The 21,332-nt window shown below is 43.4% G+C and carries 17 protein-coding genes; 14 read left to right on the top strand and 3 right to left on the bottom strand.

Going from position 1 to position 21,332, the window contains the following annotated elements; all coding sequences use genetic code 11:
• The first annotated feature begins 41 nt into the window (after positions 1 to 41).
• The 6 genes from HW560_RS33300 (at position 42) to HW560_RS33275 (ending at position 7,502) form a co-directional block, all read left to right on the top strand.
• A complete protein-coding gene (locus HW560_RS33300; RefSeq protein WP_179265699.1) occupies positions 42 to 1,085 on the top strand; it encodes a Gfo/Idh/MocA family protein in 1,044 nt (347 codons plus the stop codon).
• 635 nt (positions 1,086 to 1,720) lie between these two features.
• The gene (locus HW560_RS33295; RefSeq protein ID WP_090893728.1) at positions 1,721 to 3,100 is read left to right on the top strand and encodes a PapB family radical SAM/SPASM ranthipeptide maturase; all 1,380 of its coding nucleotides are present in this window, start codon (positions 1,721 to 1,723) and stop codon (positions 3,098 to 3,100) included.
• Positions 3,101 to 3,133: 33 nt separating this feature from the next.
• Positions 3,134 to 4,780 (top strand): ABC transporter transmembrane domain-containing protein, encoded by a 1,647-nt coding sequence (locus HW560_RS33290; protein ID WP_179265698.1) that lies wholly within the window; start codon positions 3,134 to 3,136, stop codon positions 4,778 to 4,780.
• Positions 4,781 to 4,824: 44 nt separating this feature from the next.
• A complete protein-coding gene (locus HW560_RS33285) occupies positions 4,825 to 5,685 on the top strand; it encodes an ATP-binding cassette domain-containing protein (protein ID WP_090893734.1) in 861 nt (286 codons plus the stop codon).
• 3 nt (positions 5,686 to 5,688) lie between these two features.
• Entirely contained in the window at positions 5,689 to 6,375 is a 687-nt protein-coding gene (locus HW560_RS33280) for a hypothetical protein (protein WP_179265697.1), read from the top strand.
• Positions 6,372 to 7,502 carry a hypothetical protein gene (locus tag HW560_RS33275; RefSeq protein WP_179265696.1) on the top strand — a complete coding sequence of 377 codons (1,131 nt, stop codon included), beginning with the start codon at positions 6,372 to 6,374 and terminating at the stop codon, positions 7,500 to 7,502. The genes HW560_RS33280 and HW560_RS33275 overlap by 4 nt, the downstream gene beginning before the upstream one ends.
• A 219-nt stretch (positions 7,503 to 7,721) precedes the next feature.
• Here the strand turns inward: HW560_RS33275 and HW560_RS33270 are convergent, their stop codons facing one another.
• Positions 7,722 to 9,461 (bottom strand): bifunctional metallophosphatase/5'-nucleotidase, encoded by a 1,740-nt coding sequence (locus HW560_RS33270; RefSeq protein WP_179265695.1) that lies wholly within the window; start codon positions 9,459 to 9,461, stop codon positions 7,722 to 7,724.
• Positions 9,462 to 9,746: 285 nt separating this feature from the next.
• Between HW560_RS33270 and HW560_RS33265 the strand changes: the two genes are divergently transcribed.
• From HW560_RS33265 to HW560_RS33245, 5 genes are all read left to right on the top strand, one after another.
• Positions 9,747 to 10,697 carry a phosphate/phosphite/phosphonate ABC transporter substrate-binding protein gene (locus tag HW560_RS33265; protein ID WP_373565025.1) on the top strand — a complete coding sequence of 317 codons (951 nt, stop codon included), beginning with the start codon at positions 9,747 to 9,749 and terminating at the stop codon, positions 10,695 to 10,697.
• A gap of 173 nt (positions 10,698 to 10,870) precedes the next feature.
• Positions 10,871 to 11,671: a phosphonate ABC transporter ATP-binding protein gene (gene phnC, locus HW560_RS33260; protein WP_179265694.1), complete on the top strand. Its 801-nt coding sequence runs from the start codon at positions 10,871 to 10,873 to the stop codon at positions 11,669 to 11,671.
• Positions 11,668 to 12,531 (top strand): phosphonate ABC transporter, permease protein PhnE, encoded by an 864-nt coding sequence (phnE, locus tag HW560_RS33255; protein WP_257031555.1) that lies wholly within the window; start codon positions 11,668 to 11,670, stop codon positions 12,529 to 12,531. The genes phnC and phnE (HW560_RS33255) overlap by 4 nt, the downstream gene beginning before the upstream one ends.
• Entirely contained in the window at positions 12,528 to 13,334 is an 807-nt protein-coding gene (phnE, locus tag HW560_RS33250) for a phosphonate ABC transporter, permease protein PhnE (RefSeq protein ID WP_179265693.1), read from the top strand. The genes phnE (HW560_RS33255) and phnE (HW560_RS33250) overlap by 4 nt, the downstream gene beginning before the upstream one ends.
• A 237-nt stretch (positions 13,335 to 13,571) precedes the next feature.
• A complete protein-coding gene (locus tag HW560_RS33245) occupies positions 13,572 to 13,988 on the top strand; it encodes a hypothetical protein (RefSeq protein ID WP_179265692.1) in 417 nt (138 codons plus the stop codon).
• A gap of 103 nt (positions 13,989 to 14,091) precedes the next feature.
• On the opposite strand, the gene HW560_RS33240 is transcribed toward HW560_RS33245, so the two are convergent.
• Both HW560_RS33240 and HW560_RS33235 read right to left on the bottom strand, forming a co-directional pair.
• Positions 14,092 to 16,902: a chitinase N-terminal domain-containing protein gene (locus HW560_RS33240; protein ID WP_373564971.1), complete on the bottom strand. Its 2,811-nt coding sequence runs from the start codon at positions 16,900 to 16,902 to the stop codon at positions 14,092 to 14,094.
• 205 nt (positions 16,903 to 17,107) lie between these two features.
• Entirely contained in the window at positions 17,108 to 17,584 is a 477-nt protein-coding gene (locus HW560_RS33235) for an RNA polymerase sigma factor (protein WP_111620387.1), read from the bottom strand.
• Positions 17,585 to 17,791: 207 nt separating this feature from the next.
• Between HW560_RS33235 and HW560_RS33230 the strand changes: the two genes are divergently transcribed.
• The 3 genes from HW560_RS33230 to HW560_RS33220 are packed head-to-tail and all read left to right on the top strand — an operon-like array spanning position 17,792 to position 21,119.
• Entirely contained in the window at positions 17,792 to 18,505 is a 714-nt protein-coding gene (locus HW560_RS33230; protein WP_090893749.1) for a response regulator transcription factor, read from the top strand.
• On the top strand, positions 18,502 to 19,965 hold the full coding sequence (locus tag HW560_RS33225) for a sensor histidine kinase (RefSeq protein WP_090893751.1): 1,464 nt from the start codon (positions 18,502 to 18,504) through the stop codon (positions 19,963 to 19,965). Before HW560_RS33230 ends, HW560_RS33225 begins: the two co-directional genes overlap by 4 nt.
• Positions 19,962 to 21,119: a hypothetical protein gene (locus HW560_RS33220; RefSeq protein ID WP_179265691.1), complete on the top strand. Its 1,158-nt coding sequence runs from the start codon at positions 19,962 to 19,964 to the stop codon at positions 21,117 to 21,119. The genes HW560_RS33225 and HW560_RS33220 overlap by 4 nt, the downstream gene beginning before the upstream one ends.
• The last annotated feature ends 213 nt before the right edge of the window (positions 21,120 to 21,332 follow it).

The following is a 21,332-nucleotide window of genomic DNA, read 5'->3' as shown; positions in this document are numbered from 1 at the left end:
TATAAGAATATAAATTCTATTTTTATATGGGAGGTAGAAATATGTTAAAAGTGGGATTGATCGGTTTTGGGTTTATGGGACGTATGCATTTTGATAACTATGTACGCCTTGCCTCAGAAGGGGAACCCGTGGAATTGATAGCCATCTGCGATCTGAGAATAGAGGAACTGAAGAACGGTAAAGCGGCCGGCAATATGGCAACAGAGCAAGAAGTATATGATCTCACACCTTATCGTTTGTACGACAACATCGACGCGATGCTGGAACAAGAAGAACTGGATATCATTGATATTACGCTGCCTACACCACTACATGCTGAACTAACGTGTTCCTTGTTGGAGAAAGGCTATCATGTGTTGTGTGAGAAACCGGTTGCTCGCCATTCGACGGAAGGCTGGAAGATGGCGCAGACAGCCAAAGCGACTGGGAAAACACTGATGATTGGTCAATGTTTACGCTTCTGGCCAGCCTATGCGTATCTGAAATCCGTTGTAGAAGACGGTCGCTATGGAGCTGTCAACGCAGGTTATTTCTTCAGGGGTTCAGGTTTGCCTCAAGAGTGGTTTTTGGATGGGGAGAAAAGCGGTGGCTGCATATTAGACATGCACATCCATGATGCGGATATTATTCACTGGGTGTTTGGCAAACCGGATCAAGTATCCACGCTGGCTCGCAACGTCATTCCGGGAAGTGGCTATGATACCGTCTCCACCAATTATGTATACCCTGACGGAAAAGTGCTGAATGCCCAAGCCGACTGGACACTGGGGGGAGACTACGGTTTCTCCATGACGTATCGGGTTAATTTGGAGCAGGGGAATCTGGTCTTTGAGAATGGTGAGCTGAAAGTAAATCCGAACAATGCTCCCGGCTTCGTCGCTGAGCTGTCACCCGACTCGGGATATTATCACCAGCTCAAATATTTTATCCAGTCTGTTCAAGCAGGTACGCCTGTATCTGTATGTACCCCAGAGAGCGCAACAGGCACGCTTGAGTTAATTGAAGCCGAGATGCGCTCGGCGGATGAGCGTGGGGCATTGGTTTCGGTGGGGGAAAAGACAGGTCAAATGACAGCAGAGGCATAATTAATGCGATCAATTTCCAATCCTGGCATCGTCCACCTGCTGGATGTTCTATAAAAATTACAAATTCGCGCTGATCATGGCAAATTTTTACTGGTGTGGGTGACGATTCTTTTGCTTGCCGCACTTGCCTCTACCCTGGTTAGATCGATACGAAATGGAAAGAGCAGAACCTTCGTACATGAAGGTTCTGCTCTTTTTTACAACAATGTTCCTTTTAATGGTCGAACATGAAGAAATGTAAGTGATAATTATTACTGTTTAATTAATGAATTTACTGGATAATTTATTATGCAAATACAATTTAATTAAATTTGGTTGTTAATCTAAATGAAGGGAGGGAGAGATATGCTTAAACAGATCAACAAGGGATTTGCTAAGGGTTCCTCTGACTCAAAGTTATGTTGGACATGTGATACAAAGGACTACTGTGTAAAATGTGATGCACTTGACTGGGGATGTTCAGGTGGATGGGAAACCTGCATTACCAAAGATTCTGATGGTTAGATTGTGAGAAGTGAGCTTTTTACTAGACACACTGCTCAGCAAAGAACCCAGATTTTCTAAGAAATAATCTGGGTTTTTTGAGCGTTATTTTATCAAGAATAACTTACAACGTATAGAATGGAGCAAAGGAAATGAACGAATTAACAAATGTTTGGGAAGAACGCATCACACCAGGAGATGTTATGCTTCTAAAACATAATTCTACTAAATATGCATACGTTCCAGAGAGTAATGCATTATATGAAATTGATAACAATTTAGAGATGATTCTCAAGTCAGAAAATGAAACAGTATCGGTATTATACAATAAATTACCTTCACCATTAGAGAAAGGAGAGTTTCTCGAAGTCATTGATTCTCTGATCGAGAATGAAATGATCAATCAAGAAAGAAAAACTAAAGAAATTGAGACAGCCCATTTTCAAACAATCAGCGCTCTAACACTTATGATGGTACAAGAATGCAATCTAAAGTGTACCTATTGTTATGCTGGAGATGGCGAGTACAATGAAAAAGGAAAAATGAATTTCGAAACTGCGAAAAGATCTGTGGATTTTTTAATTCAGAATTCAGGAAATATTGAAGAATTGACTCTTGTTTTCTTTGGCGGGGAACCTTTATTAAATTTTGAAACAATCGAGCAAGTTGTACAATATGCTAATAAACTAGCGGAGACACATCATAAAAAAATTAAATATAGTATGACTTGTAATGGAACCCTCATTACTCCGAAAATCATTAACTTTATTCGTGCTCATGATATCTATGTTCAAATTAGTGTTGATGGCCAGAAGTCTGCTCATGATGAGAATAGATTTTATGGTAACCAAAAAGGTAGTTACGAAATAATCATGAATCGTACGGAAGAGCTCAGGAACAAAAATCAGTTGGGGGTTCGTTCTACACTTACTCCCGCAAATACGAACTATACAGAAATATACCAACACTTATTTTCTTTGAATTTTCGAAGTGCTTTTTTAGCACCTGCTATGCAAATGTTTAACAGAGAGAGTTTTGAAGATTTGGGTGTAGAATTTGAGGTTCTAACACAGTATTTTCTAAAACTTATAGAAGCGAAGGAATATAGTAAGGCTAAAAAGATAAATAATGTAATGAAATTTTTACAGAGATTACATAGTGGTTTCGAGTCGACCTATTCGTGTGGAGCCGAGGTTAACTTTTATGCTGTTGATATTCATGGTGATCTCTATCCGTGTCATCGCTTCGTTAACAATAAAAATTACAAACAGGGCAACGTATACTCTGATATTGATCATTATAAGAAAAATGTATTTCTTCTAGAAGCACATACATCCAATCGGCAAAATTGTAATTATTGTTGGGCTAGAAATTTGTGTGGCGGTGGCTGTCATCATGAGAACTATGAGTTATCTGGAGCTGTAACATCACCACCGGTGGATTATTGTAGGCTTACCAAAACACAATTACACTCCATTTTTCATCTTTACTTAACTTTGACAGAAGAAGAAAAAGAGATATTGCTAGGTTAACTTTTAAAAGGGTATTTCTAAGGAGATTCAATTATGAAAGGTCTTGCTTTTATATATAAAAGACTGCTCCCTTATAATCGTGAGATTGTGACAATTTTGTTATTCATGGGGCTTCCTCTGTGTTTTGGAATAATGCAGCCTATCCTTTTTGGAAAGTTCGTTGATTTGATTAGTTCTAACCAGATTAAGGATGCTTTTTTTATCGTTTTTTTGATTTTTATTGTTTGTTTGATGAATCTTCTTTTTAACTTGGTGTGCAAATATAAAGTAGCGAGTATCTCTTATAAAATTCAATTCAGTTTAAAGACGGATCTAATTAAACGTATCTTCTTTCTTCCTATGAACATCTTCGAATCGCTCCCCAAGGGAGAGCTAATTAACAAAGTTGAAAATGATACAAAAGCATTCTCAATTGCCGTAACGGACTTAGCTAAGTTTCTCGTAGATAGTATCAGTTTCATCTTTATTATTATTATACTCATTAAAATCAATCTGAAACTTTCATTAATTTTAGTTCTTCTTGGGCCAATATTACTTATATCATTCTTGGTATTTGGAAAAAAAATAAAATTTATGGACACGATAGTTAAACGGAAATTAGATAGTTATCTTAATTTATTGAATGAGACCTTGGAGAAATTCACGCTATTTAGAGTTTTTCATGCAGAAGGTCTGATCTTTCGAAAGTTTGAAGGGGAATTGAGTAGTTATCAATCGTCATCATTAAAAAAGAACAGGATAACCATTCTTTCTAGTGGTACAGTAGAAGGCCTAAACTTTATTTCATATATAGCAATTCTCTTGGGTGGACTTTATTATATTGGAAACCACAATCTTACTCTGGGGGAACTTGTAGCATTCACAACGTATTCCAGCAATTTCAATTACTCTCTGTTAAGGTTTTCTCAATTTAACGTCCTGGTACAGGAAACCGTGGTCTCTATAAATCGAATGGATAATATTCCGGCTGCAGCATCAAAAAATAGCAATGAGAATGGTAAATATCATCCGAAAAGTTTGACTGATTTTACTGGAACTGTCATGGAAATATCAAATCTCTCCTATAGCTATGCTGAAGTCGGTATTAGGTGTATTAATGAATTAACCGTTTCTGTTTCTCGATCAAAAATTCTTCAAATTACTGGGGCAAACGGGAGCGGGAAATCAACCTTGTTAAAAATTCTAGCAGGTTTGTATCGGAACTATACAGGTGAGATTCGTTATAAGGGATCAGATATTAATGATATCCCTCGTTCTGTATATTGTAATGAGGTATGTTTCGTTACTCAAGAACCTCAAGTCATTTCTGGCTCAATTCGAGAGAATCTTTTACTGGGGAACGCTCAAGCAACTTCGAGAGAACTACGCAAGGTGTGTGAAATGGTTGGTATTGCTTCGTTTATTGATTCACTAGATCATCATTATAATACTTTAATCGGTATTAATGGAATTGAACTATCTGTTGGTCAAAAACAGAAGTTATCCATGGCTAGAGGACTGCTAGTAAATGCAGAATTATACTTGTTTGACGAAGTCACTTCTGCGCTTGATGCGATGCATAAACAAACTTTTTTTGAATTGATGCACTCTTTGAAAGAGAACAATAAGGCGATTATTATCATCTCTCATGATCCACTTCCACCTAGCTTGGTTGATGAAAAAATTGAATTATGTATCTAAGGACTTAGATGTCAAAATAAAAATAAGGTAGCAGGTGAGTATTTATGAAATTGAGCGTTCAAAATCTTTCGAAACATTACGATAAGCCTATTCTCCAGAATGTATCTTTTGAAATGAATACTGGAATACTTGGTTTGCTAGGCGAAAATGGAGCGGGAAAAACGACATTGCTCGAAATCATCTCCACGCTCATTGCCCCCCATACAGGTCAAGTAGACTATGAAGGCATGGATGTCGTTCAGGATTTACATACGATTCGAAAACAGATTGGCTACTTGCCACAGAAGTTTGATTTTTTTCCCCACTTGACCGTGCAGGAGATTCTTGAATATGTATGTCGTTTGAAAAATATTCATGGGAGGCAGCGGATAACAGAAATTGAAGAAAAACTCAATCAGGTTGGACTACTGGAGCAAAGAAACAAAAAATTCAATGCTTTGTCTGGAGGTATGAAGCAACGCTTAGGTATTGCCCAGGCTATTGTCGGCAACCCCAAGTTACTTTTGATTGATGAACCTACTGTTGGACTTGATCCTCATGAGCGTGTATCGTTTAGACAACTGTTAACAACTCTTGCAACAGACCGGTCTATTATTATTTCCACTCATATTGTAGAAGATGTTGCACTTACAACAGATTTTGTTCTTGTACTGCACCAAGGGAATGTTAACTACTTTGGAGATATCCCTGCTTTCATCAAATCGGTCGAGGGTAAGGTGTGGCTTTACAGCGGAGAGAATGTGACAGAGAAGCTTCAAAAACAAGGTGCACTAATCATCTCAACACAGGTCACTGCAAGTGGTGTACATATTCGCTATCTATCGGATACCCCGTTGGAAGGCAGCCTTTTATTAGAGCCTACTTTGGAGCACGCCTATATTTATACGAATAGAAAGAAGGTATAACCATTGAATGAATTTATGGTACAACTTCATTTTTCGTTTAAATCTTTGCTAAAACATCGCATGCTACTTATCATTGTTTTTTTTCTCACAACGATAATCCCACTTGTTTTGGCACAAATGAGTGGAGAGACCCACTTTGAAAATCGTTGGCTTTCTATGCTTCAGCTCCAAATGATTATTGTGACGCCTCTAGTCCCCGTTCTCGTAAATGCTGTTTGGGGCGGAAAACTAAGAGACTTTGAACTGAAAACGATCATGTTTTATCTAATTATCCCATCAAATTATTTAATCTCTAAGCTTGTAGCGGTTGGGGCCGGAATAAGCATGAGTTTGATACTGATCGATTCTATTTATTGGTTTGCATTATCAAACCAAGGTCCTAATCTCTTATGGTTAATTACACTCTTGCAAATCATCTTAACCGTATCCTTTGTTGTCTCGTTAACTGGACTATGCTCACTTATTTTTAAGAGGACGATATACAGTACTATTTTAGTTTTTATTTACTTGATTATCAGTATTCAATATGTCCGACAACCAATGTTTGCGATCTGGTTTAATCCAGATTATGTATCGGAAATGATACTACAGCCGAATTTTATGCTTCAACGGTATGTCTTAGTCTTGTGGGTAGCCCTCATGCTTTTGATCAGCTCAATGTTGTTCAGAAAGCAGGTTGTACGCACATGATACGGTTATGGTTTTTAAAACTAAAGGTCCTATGGCGTAGTGAACATATCTGGGCTTTCTACATGGGACTGTTCATTTTGTATTTGAGCAAATTTGTATTTTTCATAGATGAATTGCCTGTTACCATACCTTTATATGGACTTTTCATGTCCACCATGACGCTTGTTATATTGAATTCACCTAAGCGTTACCATATGGTTCATATGATAAGACTTACCAACTGGAACCCTATACGGAGAACTTTGCAGTCATGGTTATTTAGTTTTTTTTGTACGCTTCCAGCTTCAACCCTCTTATTTTTCACGGTTCATGAAATCTTTAAAGACACTCCAGTTTATCTGCTTGTGTTTGTTATTTTCGGATTATCTTACTTCGCAATCAGCTTTGCGTTTGTAATTTCTTTATTACCTTTTAAAATGGCTATTCTATGCAGTGTATCTGTGTACATGCTCCTCACTTTAATGCATGGTTATAAACTGGAGAGTGTTCGGTACGTTGCGCCAACTCTGAATTTTATGTATCCAGATTACCCTGATATGATTAATATGCTGTCGATATTTTTTCTTGGTATACTGATGCTGGCCATCTATTGTTGGAGAGGGGTCGATTGGCCTCGCCGACAAAAAAAAATATTGCTTTTCATTCTCATGATTATCGCTTCCACATACATCGCAGTTCCCCTTGGACAAATATGGAATGGAAGGCATTTAGCAAATCAACCTTATCAAAAGGTTCAAGTGAATAACATCGTTGTGCAGTATAAAGGCATCCCTCATACTATTGCAACAAGATATGGTCAGGTAGTCTCTGATATTTTTGATGAGTTGAACGAACATAAGATTAATCCTAATATTACCCAAATTATAATTACTCGATTAGATCATGTTCCCAAAGGTACTCAACTGGAGCATATTTTGAAGTTAGAAGAGAAGACGCTATACATTGAACCATATTCGAATAAGTTTTATGAGTTTAATTATGGATATAATATAATTCGGGATATGCTTGAACTTTCCGAAACTGATCATCAGATTGGACTACAAATAACCCAAAGTTTGATTAGTAAGAACAAACATCACTTTTTCGATTCACTTCAACGTCGGGGACTTAATGAAACCTATGAATAAAAGATATGGTTTCATAAAAGTAACTATCCGTAAGTTAATAGAGTTGGAGTGAATTAAAATGATTAATAGTATACTAAACCGTTACTTGTAGTTAAGGCGTGTCTTCAAACTGTTTGAAGACACGCCCTAGAACATTAGCTAATGGATTTCCCACACTATCGAATTTAGTGATTGTACTTTTTTAAAAATACATACTGGCTTGACTTTTATTTTTGAAAATTAAATTACCTTCCAGTTATTCGCATGCTCCACTGTTAGTGGTTGATGTCTGCGAATATAATCCTCCACCAGTGCCGCCATATCCGTGGCGCCTTCGTGAAGTACCTTTTTGCCTGGATACATCGCATAATCACCGCCACCTGCCGCGCGATAACTGTTCATCACTACAGAATACGTCGCGTCCATCGCAACAGGTATGCCCTCACGCTCCAGCTTCACCACACGACTTCCCACAGGTTTGGAGATATCCAGCTCATATTCGACGCCTGCCCACATGTCATAATTATAATGCTGTGGTTTCGGCTGCATGTAAGCAGGATTAACGACTACTTCGCCTGAAGCCTCCACTTCAAAGTAACGCGCCGTTTGCTCTAATGCATCCCGAATGTCCTGACCACGAAGCTCCAGCACTGTCAGTGTATTGGGATAGATAAAGTTGGACAACACATCCCGAACGGTAATGAGGGAACCGAACCCACGCGCTTCTTCGCTGAGTAATGCGGTATTGGAGATTTGAGCTCCCGTTGCTTCCATCTGCACCTGATGCACAAAAGCAATGAAGGGATGCGCCGCGAGCCGCAATGCGGCAGGATCGGTGATGGACAAGTCTCCGGCCACCTCGCCAATCGGCTGGTCCAACCATGCCTGTGCTTTTGCTTCCAACTCGTCCGTCAGTTTCATAACAGCCGCATCGGGCTGTACATCACTATTTTCATCCAAGAGCAACAAGCGAGCCTGTTTGTCTGCAATCTGCCACTTTCCATTCGATAACCGGTCCAACTCAATGGATACATGACCCACGCCATTCCCACTAAATCCAGGCTGGATTACGGTCACTCCATGAATGTCAGCGGTAAGCTGACGATGTTGATGCCCGGTGAGCAGAACATCAATCCCTTCAATGTCACGGCAGATGGCGTACGCCTGATTTTCTCCGGTTAACCGCTCGGCAGGTTCGCCCGTCTCCAGATCGCTCTCAAAACCACCATGATAACTGACCACGAGCACATCCGGCTGTTCATGTTCACGAATATAACCAACCCACGCACGAATAGTCTCCATAGCATCAAGGAACTGTAAACCTTCTATATTTTTCGGATGCTCCCAGTTCGGAATATAGTGCGTCGTTGCACCCAGCAAAGCAATTTTAACGCCTGAAGACAAGGTTTTAATCAGATAGGGAGGACCGAAGGCGGGTATGCCTGCTCCAATAGGTGCAATGACCCGTGTTTCTTTTTCAGGATTCCCTTCATATGAATGGATCACGACCGTGTCATCCTGATAAGTTCTATACGACGGATGATCGTCGGCGCTGTGTTGTTCAATTAAACTTTCGTAGTCTTCCTTGTGACGATTCATAACAATATTTGCGGATAGCCAAGGAAAATGGGAATCTTCAACGGCTTTACGCAGCAAGTCCTGGCCGTAGTTGAATTCATGATTGCCCATCACGGCTGCATCATAGCCCAGTTCGTTCAGAACATTAATGAAGGGATGCACTTCGTGATTCGAAACAAAGGAAGCAGCATACGAGGCCAAGGGAGAGCCCTGCAGCAGATCGCCGTTATCCACGAGCAGCAGTTCGGGTGAACGCTCCCGTTCACGTCGGATCAGCGAAGCGAGCAAAGCAAGTCCGGCTGGGCGATAAGCATTGGTGTTGTAATGTATGGGGCGAATGGCTCCATGAAGGTCACTGGTTACCATGATGTCGACGTTTGCCGTAGTTGGTATGGATGTCATTTTACAATCTCCTCTAAATATATAAGTTTAAACATATCTAATCACAGGTCATTCTAGCGGCAGAGTACAAGGGAATTCACCATTTCTATTTGTATTATCAACCGTAATGAGGCTATTCTAACAGATCAAAGCCGCTCTGACAGCCTGACAGGAAACTTTACAAAACTCCAAATTTCGTTTCACATCGCGCAAATAATTGACGACTATAGTAGACAAGTAATGAAAAATAGAAACTCTTTGGAGGGTGTTCGCTTGAAGAAGTCTGCTTTATTTTTACCATTGTTGATTTTGGTTCTGTTTCTAAGTGCTTGTGGGTCTAACAGTAGTACAACAGGTTCGGCTAACGGGGCTGATACGAGCTCGAATTCATCCAGTACTGACACGGCAGAGACAGACAAAGCCGCTGAAGGTTACGTGCCGACTGAGCTGACTGTACAATTCGTTCCATCACAAAATGCAGATACACTCGAAGCCAAAGCAAAACCGCTCGAGAAGCTGCTGGGTGACAAATTGGGTATCCCGGTGAAGGTCAGCGTATCCACAGACTACAACACAATTATTGAAGCAATGGCTTCCAATAAAGTGGACGTAGGTTTCCTGCCTCCGACGGCTTATGTACTTGCCAAAGAAAAAGGCGCAGCTGAAGTTATTCTTCAGGCACAACGTTTTGGTGTAAATGATGAGACTGGCGCTCCAACCGAGCAACTGGCAGATTCGTATAAATCCATGATTATTGTGAAAAAAGACTCGCCGATCCAATCCGTTGAGGATCTGAAAGGCAAAAAAATCGCTTACCAAAACGTAACTTCTTCCGCAGGTTATGTATGGCCGGCAGCCCTGTTGCTCGACAGAGGCATTGATCCTTTGAAAGATGTACAACCAATCACAGTTAAAGGCCATGACCAAGGCGTACTGGCAGTACTGAACGGCGACGTTGATGCTGCAGCGATTTTCCAAGATGCTCGTAACACGGTAGCGAAAGATTACCCGACTGTATTTGAAGATACTCGTGTACTGGCGTTCACTGAGCCTATTCCTAACGATACGATCGCAGTACGTACTGACATGAATGCAGATTGGACAGCGAAGATCAAACAAGCATTCATCGACATCGGTAAAGATCCACAAGGTCACGAAATTATCAAAGAAATCTACACACATGAAGGTTATGTAGAGTCGGATGACAGCAAGTTTGATATCGTTCGTGAGTACGGCGAGAAAGTAAAAACCGAGTAGTTTTCTGTCAAAAGAAAGAACGTTAATGATCGCAATGCATTGATTATGTTTTCATTGGATAACTTCATTGGTACAGCGGGCAGGCCAGTTCAGCGTGACATACGCTGCGCTGGCTTGTCCCATTAGAGCGTGACCTTGCGAAATACCATATTAATGAAAGAAGGATTACTGCCATGATTGAGCTTCACAACGTAACGAAAACATACGCTAACGGCACCAAGGGCCTGAATAATATTAATCTGAAATTTAAACAAGGAGAGTTCATTGCCGTCGTTGGTTTGTCTGGTGCGGGAAAATCGACGCTTCTGCGTTCCATTAACCGACTTCATGATATCAGTGAAGGTGAGATTTTGATTAATGGCAAGTCGATCACCAAAGCTCATGGCAAGTCACTGCGCATGATCCGCCGGGATATCGGCATGATCTTTCAGAGCTTCAATCTCGTGAAACGTTCCAGTGTGCTTCGTAACGTGCTTGCTGGACGCGTGGGATATCATTCCACGATGCGTACCATTCTGGGTCGTTTTCCCAAAGAAGATACAGAACTCGCATTTGGAGCACTGGAACGGGTAAATATCGAAGAAAAAGCCTATTCCCGTGCAGATCAGTTGTCCGGTGGGCAGCAGCAACGGGTGGCCATAGCCCGAGTGCTTGCACAGGAAGCTAAAATCATTCTGGCAGACGAGCCTGTCGCTTCACTCGATCCACTCACAACGAAACAGGTAATGGATGATCTGAAACGCATTAACCAGGATCTCGGTATTACAACGATCGTTAACCTTCACTTTATTGATCTAGCCAGAGAGTATGCGACCCGTATTGTTGGATTGCGTGCCGGCGAAGTCGTGTTTGATGGTCCGGTATCCGAAGCAACGGATGAGCGTTTTGCAGAAATTTATGGCAGACCTATTCTGGCAGACGAGCTGCTGGATAAACAGGCTGTACAGGAACAGCGGGGAGAAGTTCTGGTATGAAGCAACCCGTAAACGTATCGATAGATGGATCCTTGCAGAACGAATCAGGAAAGGGAAAGCGTCCTGGCACAGGCTCGAATTCGGCTGTCCATCGTCCCAAACCACCAGGGCGTACCAAGCATCTGCTCACGCTAGTCATCATTCTGCTGCTTTTGTGGGCAAGTGCAAGACAGACCGATGCCAGCTTCAGTGAGCTGTTTGAAGGTTTGCCGAACATGATGGATCTGCTGCGTGAGATGTTCCCGCCGCGGTGGAGCTACTTTGACAACATCGTTCAGGGCATGCTGGAGACGATCCGTATGGCTCTGATCGGTACAACGATCGGTGCGATCATCGCAATTCCGGTCTCGATCATCTGTGCAGGCAACTTAATGCCTAGCCGTTGGATCTACTATCCGGCTCGCTTCGTACTGAACCTGATTCGTACCGTGCCTGACCTGCTGCTGGCGGCGCTGTTCGTTGCAGTGTTTGGACTGGGACCGATTCCTGGTATATTGGCACTCGCCGTCTTCTCGGTGGGACTGATTGCCAAGCTGACCTACGAAACGCTGGAAACGATTGATCAGGGACCGCTTGAAGCGATGACGGCTGTAGGCATGAACCGGATTCAACTGATTGTTTATGGCGTGGTGCCCCAACTGGCCGCCCAGTTTACTTCCTATGTACTGTATGCCTTTGAGATTAATGTACGTGCCGCTGCCATACTCGGATTGGTTGGTGCAGGGGGCATCGGACTGTATTATGAAGCAACACTTGGATTCCTGGAATATGACAAAACGAGTGTGATCATTCTGTTTACCCTTGTCATTGTTCTGATCATTGATTATGTAAGTACTAAGCTGCGGGAGAAATTGTTATGATGAAAAATGAAACAAGCGTAATCCGGCGCAAACCACGGAAGAACCCGCTTCGCTGGGTTATTGTAATCTTGCTTATACTTGTGTACGCATGGGCACTTGCCGGTGTGCCGTTTACCGGTTTGAAGGAAACCGCTGGTCAGATCATGAAGGCAATTATCGCTGGGGTTTTCTCCCCGGATTGGGACTTTGTTTATCTGCCTGAGGGTGAAGATTTGCTGCGAGGATTGTTGGATACGCTGGCGATCTCCGTACTGGGTACCGTCATATCCGCCGTATTATGTATCCCGTTTGCATTCTGGTCTGCCCGGAATATGAGCAGCTTCCGTCCTGTATCGAGTACGGGCAAAATGGTGCTCAGCTTTATCCGTACGTTCCCTGAGATTATTATGGCTTTGCTGTTCATCAAGGCGGTGGGCCCGGGTTCTTTCGCGGGTGTACTCGCCCTTGGACTGCATTCCATCGGGATGCTTGGTAAACTGTTTGCTGACGAAGTGGAAAATATTGATTATGGTCCTTCTGAAGCGTTGCTAGCTTCCGGAGCAACTCGCATGCAGCAGCTGTGGTTTGCTGTACTGCCACAGGTTTTGCCTGGATTCCTTAACTACACGTTGTATCGGTTCGAGATTAATGTGCGTTCTGCGACCATACTGGGTGTAATTGGGGCAGGGGGGATCGGTACCCCGCTGATCTTTGCCCTCAGTACGCGGAATTGGCCGCGAGTAGGGATTATCCTGTTGGGTATTATCGTGATGATCACGATTATCGATTTGATCTCGGGGTATATTCGCAAGAAGCTGGTATAGAGAAGTAAAGGTAAAGTTTGCTTGCTAATCAAGGAATAAAATAAAGAACATGATGGATATGTTTCACTCCGTTGGTGTTCTATCGGAAGAGCAGCCCATGCAATAGCAGGTGCTGCTTTTTGCATTATATAGGAAGTTAATATCAGCAAAATATTGAGTCTATATGAAATTACTGTTTTAGAAGTAGACTCATCTTATGATACTGTATAGTTATAAATTTAGTAATGGAGGTAAATTGTGAGAAAAAACAATAACGTATTATGGGTCTCTATATCTATACTTATTTTAATAGTCGGCATGTCTCTCACTGGTTGTTCAAAAATGCAAACAAGAATTAATCTCATGGGAGAGAGTGATCATTGGAGAGGCGAGCTAGATACGACAGTAACAAATGAAAGAACGGAAAATGGGGAGTATACTATATTTTATAAAAAAGATAATTTAGAAGATATTCAAAATTATAAAATTAACATCAATGAAGGAAGGATAACTAGAAAGGAAGATGGAGGTTTAGCTTCAAATTCTATAAAGTTCCCTATAACGCGAACACGAGGTTCACAGGTTAGTAGGAATGAAGACCAAACTATTGTCATTGAGTGGACAGATATGAATGGTAACAACTTTGAAGAGAATTTCATCTTAAGAGAAAAATAACAGAAAAAAACAGCAAAAAAGCGAAGCAAGGTGCCTGGAGTCCCGGGAAACTTGCTTCGCTTTTTCTATGCTTGGTTAAACGTTAGTCATTCCTTATTGAGACCTAGCTTGCTGCTGGCAAAGATACAGCGGATTTCGTTACTTGTACCGTAATCGTTTCCGTGCTTGTCACACCCGCTGCATTGATCAGCTCGGCGCGATACGTGTACGTTCCATTCGCGTGACCGGATACATCTGTCACAGCGCTTTGTGCATTAGGTGTTACTGCGTTCAGTGCTTTGGTATCGATCAGTTGACCATTCTCATAGAGACGGTATTCTGTTGCATTGGTTCCCCACCACAGATTCATCGTCACTTTGTAGTTACCGTCCCCATCCCAATTGTCTTGGGAGAGAACTGCTTTGCCAGGGGCAGCATTCGCAACTTGTACCGTGAGTACTTCACTGCGAGTTGTACCCTTGGAGTTCGTCAGCTCAGCTACATAGGTATAAGTACCGTTAGCTTTGCCATTAATCGTAGTTTGGGCCGATTGCGCTGCTGGGGTAGCGTCTGTGAGCTTTTGTGTGTCAATCAGCACGCCATCTTCATACAACTTATAGCTAGTGCCATTGTCACCCCACCAAAGGTTCATCGTAACGGTATAAGATCCTTCGGACAGACCGTTGCTGTAACCATTGTTGGATGTAAGCGCCGGTTTACCTGGTGCGCCAACAGCTGGCGTAGAAGGTCCTTCTTCGCCGCCTTCTTCAACTGCTACGAAATCGTTCAAGCTTCTAGGCTTCAGTTGAAATACATCTTTGAAAATAGCGGCAACACCTGTCACGCTGATCTTATCGCCTGCTGCATAAGGGAAGGACGTTTGCGTTACACCTGTGCGTGTATCCACACGTACATGCGTGCTTGTTCCGTCCGCTGCAACTGCATCGAATTCAAACGAACCTACCGGTGTTGCACTAATGATGTTCTCAACAGTTACTTCTTTCAATTGAACGAGTTGACCTTGGTTTGCAGCCGTAACTGCTGGCACTTCAATGGCAGCAGGGATGGAGGCTGTACCCGTTTTCTCGATCGCTACGATATCCGTAAGCTCAAATTCACTGTTGTACAGCGCCGTTGCTGCTGTTACTTTAACCACATCTCCAGCGTGGAAGCCGCCAGTGCTTTGGAAAACATAAAGGCCGCCGGTTGTGTCTTGAAGATAGAAGGATTGTCCACCAAAAGCACCTGGCTCTGTAGTAACGACACCCTCAACTGTAACCGTTGAACCAGCTGCTTTGGTGCGTGCATCAGCAATGCTGATCGTTGCCGGGATTGGTCCTTCTTCTTCCGGAAGCTGCTCAGCCGGAACATTGCCGACGGTAACTGCAGTCGTGATCAGGTTGCTGCCGTTCAGACGCAGACGCAGGCTGGCAGCGCCCGTTGTACCTGATTTAATGCGGACATTCAAGTCCTTGATTGCGCGACCTTTGCTGTCGGAAGTTACGCTAAAGTTGGAGCTATATCCGTAAGAAGTCGGCCATGTACCACTTTCATTCTGAATCATGGCGACCTGTGTTCCGCCCGTCAGATAGATTCCTGCACTGTAACCGGAAACGGTTGTGTTAGCAGGCATGTTCTCTACAACCACACGGATCTGGAAATCCTCCGCATTAGGCAGGGTTTCCTGCTTCACGAAGCTGTAGGAAGCGTTCGCGCTTGAAGCTGGTCCACCATAAGAACCTGCTTTGAATGTGGAACGATCATACCATTTGTATCCTGCAGCTGGTGCGGCCCAAGGTTCAGCCTGTGGTTCTGTGGAAGCAGCAGGTTGTTCGAACGGAAGCAATGCTGTTGCATTATCCAGTTGAAGTCCGCTTACTTGAGTCAAGCTAGTGTAATTTTCTTGCGTAGTAAGCCAGTTAACGGTATTGACCAGCAATTTGCCGTCATCCACTTCTTTGAAGCCGTCATACGTTGTTTTGCGAGCACCGGTCTCTTCGCGCAGATACTTCGGTGAAGCATCTTCAACCGGAGAGGAATCCCCGATAAACGCTGCTTTACCTGCACCCAGCTTGGATACGGCTACGTAAGGACCTTCCTCAACTCCACCGCCGTTGTATACGCCTTGGTCAACAGCGTTCGGCCAAGCTGCATTCGTTTTCGGCAGGTATACAATACCTTTAGCCTTTGTTGGATCGGTGATCGCAAGTGTAGATCCTGCGTGCATGGCTACAGCAGATACACCTTCCGTAATGCCAAATGCCTGTCCAGCAGGCACAATGTTAGTGGCGTTAATATCGCCTAATGCGTTGTAACGGAAGCGTACGCCGAAATTATCGGACAACCAGTCGCTGCTAGTTACATTCTGCATAGCCTCAGAGTTACGCTCCTCTGTGCTCATGCCTTTGGCTGGATCTTCAAACGCGCCACGACGATAGCCGTTAATCGCTTCAGAACCATCCCAGCGGTTTTTGTTACGGTCAGCATTGTAGTGATCTCCAATAAAGAAGATGCTGCCGCCTTTTTCTACATACTCTTTCATGGCTGCCTGTTCTGTTGTTTTGAAGGGAACATTGGGTTCAGCGATGACAAACACGTTATATTCTTTCAGATCGTCGTAGGTAAAAGGAGTGGTCTTGCGCAGTTCCTTTACATAATATCCATCATTCGCGAGTGCATTGCCGAAGTCAGAAAAGCCTCCGTCAATGACCCAGTCAGCTGCTCCGGCTGTCTGTGCATGAGTATTGTCGAACAGTACTTTCTTGCCTGCATTTCCGTTAACAACCTTCGCTTGAATGAACGGTGCAGGGTCTGTTGCCCATTCGGCCTGAACCGTTGCATCTCCGTTCCACAATCCGATCTGAAGCGGCAATGCCATGGACAATGCCAGGAGTGATTTTACCCATACTCCTCGCATACGTGTCAATTTACCCAACCAAATCCCTCCCAAATATTAGTTGAAACATGAGTTCGTCCATATTCTAACACACCAAAATCTCACATAGTCATAACAATTTGTAAAAACGAACTCGACTTTTGTAAAAATGAGTCCTTTGTCATGCTCCATCTATCAAATTTTGATACTTTCTAACATTAGATGTTGATTTCACGTCATTTCTGCTCATGAAAAAAGCCATCTCTTATGAGATGACTTTGGCCCGAATACGATTGACGGCATGGAATACCGAGGATTTGATCATGCCTTCACTGCGGTTGACGAGCTGTGCGGTTTCCTTGATGCTGTACCCGTGAATCACGCGTAATTCAAGAATTTTGCGATGTTCAGTATTGTTAATGACCGACACAAGGTCGTTAACACCTTCGGAAATCTCCAACTCGGAGGTATCACAGTGATAGGTCTGCATCTCCAATCTACTGTCCCGCCTTAGTGTGCGGGTTCGCTTGCGGAATGTATCCATGGCGAGGTTACGGGCAATTCTTTTGAGGTAGTAGAGTAGCCGGTCTTCCGGAATGTCTGCCGATACATTCATCATTCGAATGAAGCACTCCTGCGTGAGATCCTCTGCATCCTGTTGATTTTTGACGATCTGAGATAGATACCGTGTCACTTCTGATTTATAGTTTACATAAGCATCATGAATGGTTGTTTTGTTCACGTGATGTTTTCCCCTTTGGATACCGATCTGGCCTTTTCCGGTCTGGTTTGTTCTCTATGTTCCATAGTATATAGGGATGATGTTTCCAAAGACGCCAGACTTGTATCCGAGTTGTAACATTTTCGGTGAACCTCTGTTCAATCATGGAGCAGAGATACAAAATATAAAGCAGATGAAATTCATAGAGCAGGGAGATTAAGATTCATCATGAGAGCGAAACAGATTTTGATTATTGAAGACGAAGAGTCCATTCGCGATATCCTGTCCTATTCTTTGCGCAAGGAAGGATTTGAGATGACCGAAGCAGCAACAGGTAGAGAGGGCCTGGATTTGCTCAGAGAGTCCAGACCAGACTTGATCCTGCTGGACCTGATGCTGCCGGATATGAGCGGATTCGATGTGTGCAGACAACTTTCTGTGAATTCAAAGATTCCCGTGATTATGATAACGGCAAAGTCCGATATGCTGGACAAGGTGCTCGGCATGGAGCTGGGGGCAGACGATTATATTACCAAGCCATTCGACATTCGTGAGGTAGTTGTTCGCATTCGGGCCATTTTCCGTAGGATTGATCTAATCAGCGAGACGCTGGAGAATCAGTCTTATGAAGTGGTGCGGCTTGGCAGACATATTGAGATCCGCAAGGATGAGCGTGAAGTCTGGAAAGATGGGGAACGCGCCGGACTGACCAATAAGGAGTATGATCTGCTCTTATATTTGGTCAACCATCACCGCAAAGTACATACGAGGTCCGAGTTGCTGGATAAAGTATGGGGATTTGATTTTCCCGGAGATACCCGGACGGTAGATATTCATATTCAGCGAATCCGCAAGAAGCTGGATAGTGGGGAGCAGGGGATTTCACTTATCGAGACGGTTTTCGGCGTAGGATACAAACTGAATATTCAGGTGCATACATGAAGTGGACGATCCAGTTCAAAATGGTCGTTCTTTTCTCGGTCATCGTATTTATTGGTTTTTCGGCCTTGCTCATTATTTCGAATAAAGTGGGTGAGGAGAACATGTACAGGGAAGTGCAGGAGGACATGGTGCAATCCAAAAAAAATCTGGATATCGCGCTCAATCAATACTTCCTGATTCATAACAAACGGATTAGTGAGGACTCCCTGGGAACAGGAAATCGGGACCTCGCAGAACAGATCGGCTCCGCAGTAGGCGGCAAGGTCAGGGTCTATCGGTCTGATGGCAATCCCTTTAGCAGCACGGGTGCGGAGGCGAAGCTGGCTGCTGCTCAAACCTCTGATCTACAGGCTGCCATGAAATCAAAGATCGCCTATACAACCGTGGTGGACAAAGGCAGAGTAACAGGGAATCTGTCTTTCCCTGTGCTGTCGGAGGGGAGTATCCTTGGCATTATCCAGCTGGAAAGGGATTATACGGATCTATTCAAACGGCATCTGCGCTTTCAGAACACCATCAAGGGCTTTGCAGCCGTCATTTTTGTGTTTGTTTTCATAGGATCTGTCTTTATTTCACGCCAGATTACGAAGCCGATTCGTGTGCTGACAAAACGTTCAGCAGAAGTTGCACAAGGCAGCCTGAATGCAGACATCCACATCTCCACGAAGGATGAGATTGGAGAGCTGGCTTCTAGCTTTACGGTCATGATTGCTCGGGTAAAGGAGCAGATTGACGTGATTGAGAGAGAACGGGATGAGGTCAAGCATTTGCAGGCACGCAACAAGGTTTTTTTTGACAATGTGACGCATGAATTAAAGACACCGCTGACCACGATACTGGGGTATGCCCAGATTCTGCGGGATAATGGATTTACGGATCAAGCGTTCTTCGATAAAGGGTTGAAATATATTATCAACGAGAGCCAACGCCTCAACGTCATGGTTGCGGATATCCTGGAAGTGACCGTATCGTCCACACCGATTCAGACCTTCCGTTTTGAGCGGGTAAATGTATCGAATATTATTCGGGAAGCCTGCGAAGACATGTCCATCAAGGCGGGCAAGTACAATATTGGCATTCGCTATGAACTGGAAGAATTGCTGTATGTCCAGGGGGACTGGAACAAGCTCAAGGAAGTTTTTTTGAATGTGCTGGATAACTCGGTCAAATACGGGAATGTGAATTCCATCATTCAGGTCCAATCGTTTCGGCTGGGAGATTCGGTAGCCATACTGATTCGTGATGAAGGAGAAGGCATTCCGGAGGAAGCGCTGAAGCATGTATTTGAACCCTTTTATCGGGATAACGGGATGAACAGGACAGAGAAGGGAAGCGCCGGGCTGGGCTTGTCAATTGTGAAAAACACGGTGGAGCAGCATGGGGGAACGGTGGAGATGAAGAGTGTATTAAACAAGGGAACACAGGTGAATATCAGTCTGCCTGGAGAATGGGACGTATGAAGAAACGAGGATTTTGGAGCAGACATCGCGATATGCTTATGTTATCCGGTTTGCTGATTGTATTTGTCGGAGGTATTTTTGGCATTGGTAGTCTGTTCAGCATTGGACATGGGAAGCCCAGAACCGTCATTCTGCCGGATAAACAGTTCAACAGCCGCCTCGCCCCGCCGCCAAGCAGCACCATTCAGATTGAGTCGGCTACCAAGCTGCCCAATGACTTTGCCATCTATGATTTTGAGGTAGCTGATTCCAACACAGTCATATTGAATCGACCGGATCGTTCCTATACCGGGATCAAGCTGTCACAGCTGCATATGGATGATAATCTCTTGAAGGACATCGCCACCAATACAGAGTATGGCATTACCCTGAGTCCGGATAAGAGCAAGCTGATTTATTCACAGTACCGATCGACTCAGGCGCAGAAGACAACCTATGAATATGACTTGAAAACAGGAGAACATCGCAAGCTGAAGAATGACAATTCCTATTCACGCGTCTTTGTAGGCAATGAATCCTACATCGGATATGATGATCTGGTGTTCAACATGGTGGAGCTAAAGACAGGAAAGAAACATGAATTGTACAGTTATGATGAGTTAGCTGCCAAGGTTGCACAGACGAGCAACATTTCAAGTACGGATGATACCCTGATTATGCTGGATTTATATGAGATCAGCCGGGATCTATCACGGGTGTATGTGCTGGTCAAACTGAAAGAAAATTACGCCGTCTATAGCTTCTCTCTTAACGATAAAAATGATATCACCGCATACACTCCTGCCCAGGATATCCAGCAATTTAAGGTATTGAAGAATGGGGATATGCTGATTCAGGGCATGATCAATGACGAACAAGGATTGTACAGATATCGAGCGGATACCAAGAAGTTTGAGCTGCTGGTCAAAGGTCCCATCTGGAGCTTCGATCTGGATGAGGAGGAGTCCCGCATTGCCTATTTTTTGACGCTCGAAGGACAGAAGAACGAAGTGCACATTGCCTATCTGAATGACCGCAAGCTGGGGTCGGATACAGTTATCTATCGGAATATCAATTATTTTATCAAGTTGAAATGGAATGACAGCAATCTTTTTGTTGTCGGAAGCTCCATGGAAAAAAGCGAGTTATATCGGTTTAGCTTCCGTGCTTGGTAAAGATGTGAATATGGAATGCTCAGATACTAGGGTCCTATGGAATGAAGTCGCTATGTTAAGGACTGAACCCATAGGGCTCTTTGTTATGCGGGCATTTTTCATAAATCCCCAGATCTCCATTTGATTCAATTTGGTTGAAGACTGATTTTACAAATTGGATACAAGTCCAGATTGGACCGATACATCTGATGGCTATAATTACCTCTATTACAT

The organism is Paenibacillus sp. E222, from assembly GCF_013401555.1.
Lineage (GTDB): Bacteria > Bacillota > Bacilli > Paenibacillales > Paenibacillaceae > Paenibacillus.
This window is presented reverse-complemented; position numbering and strand designations above follow the sequence as displayed.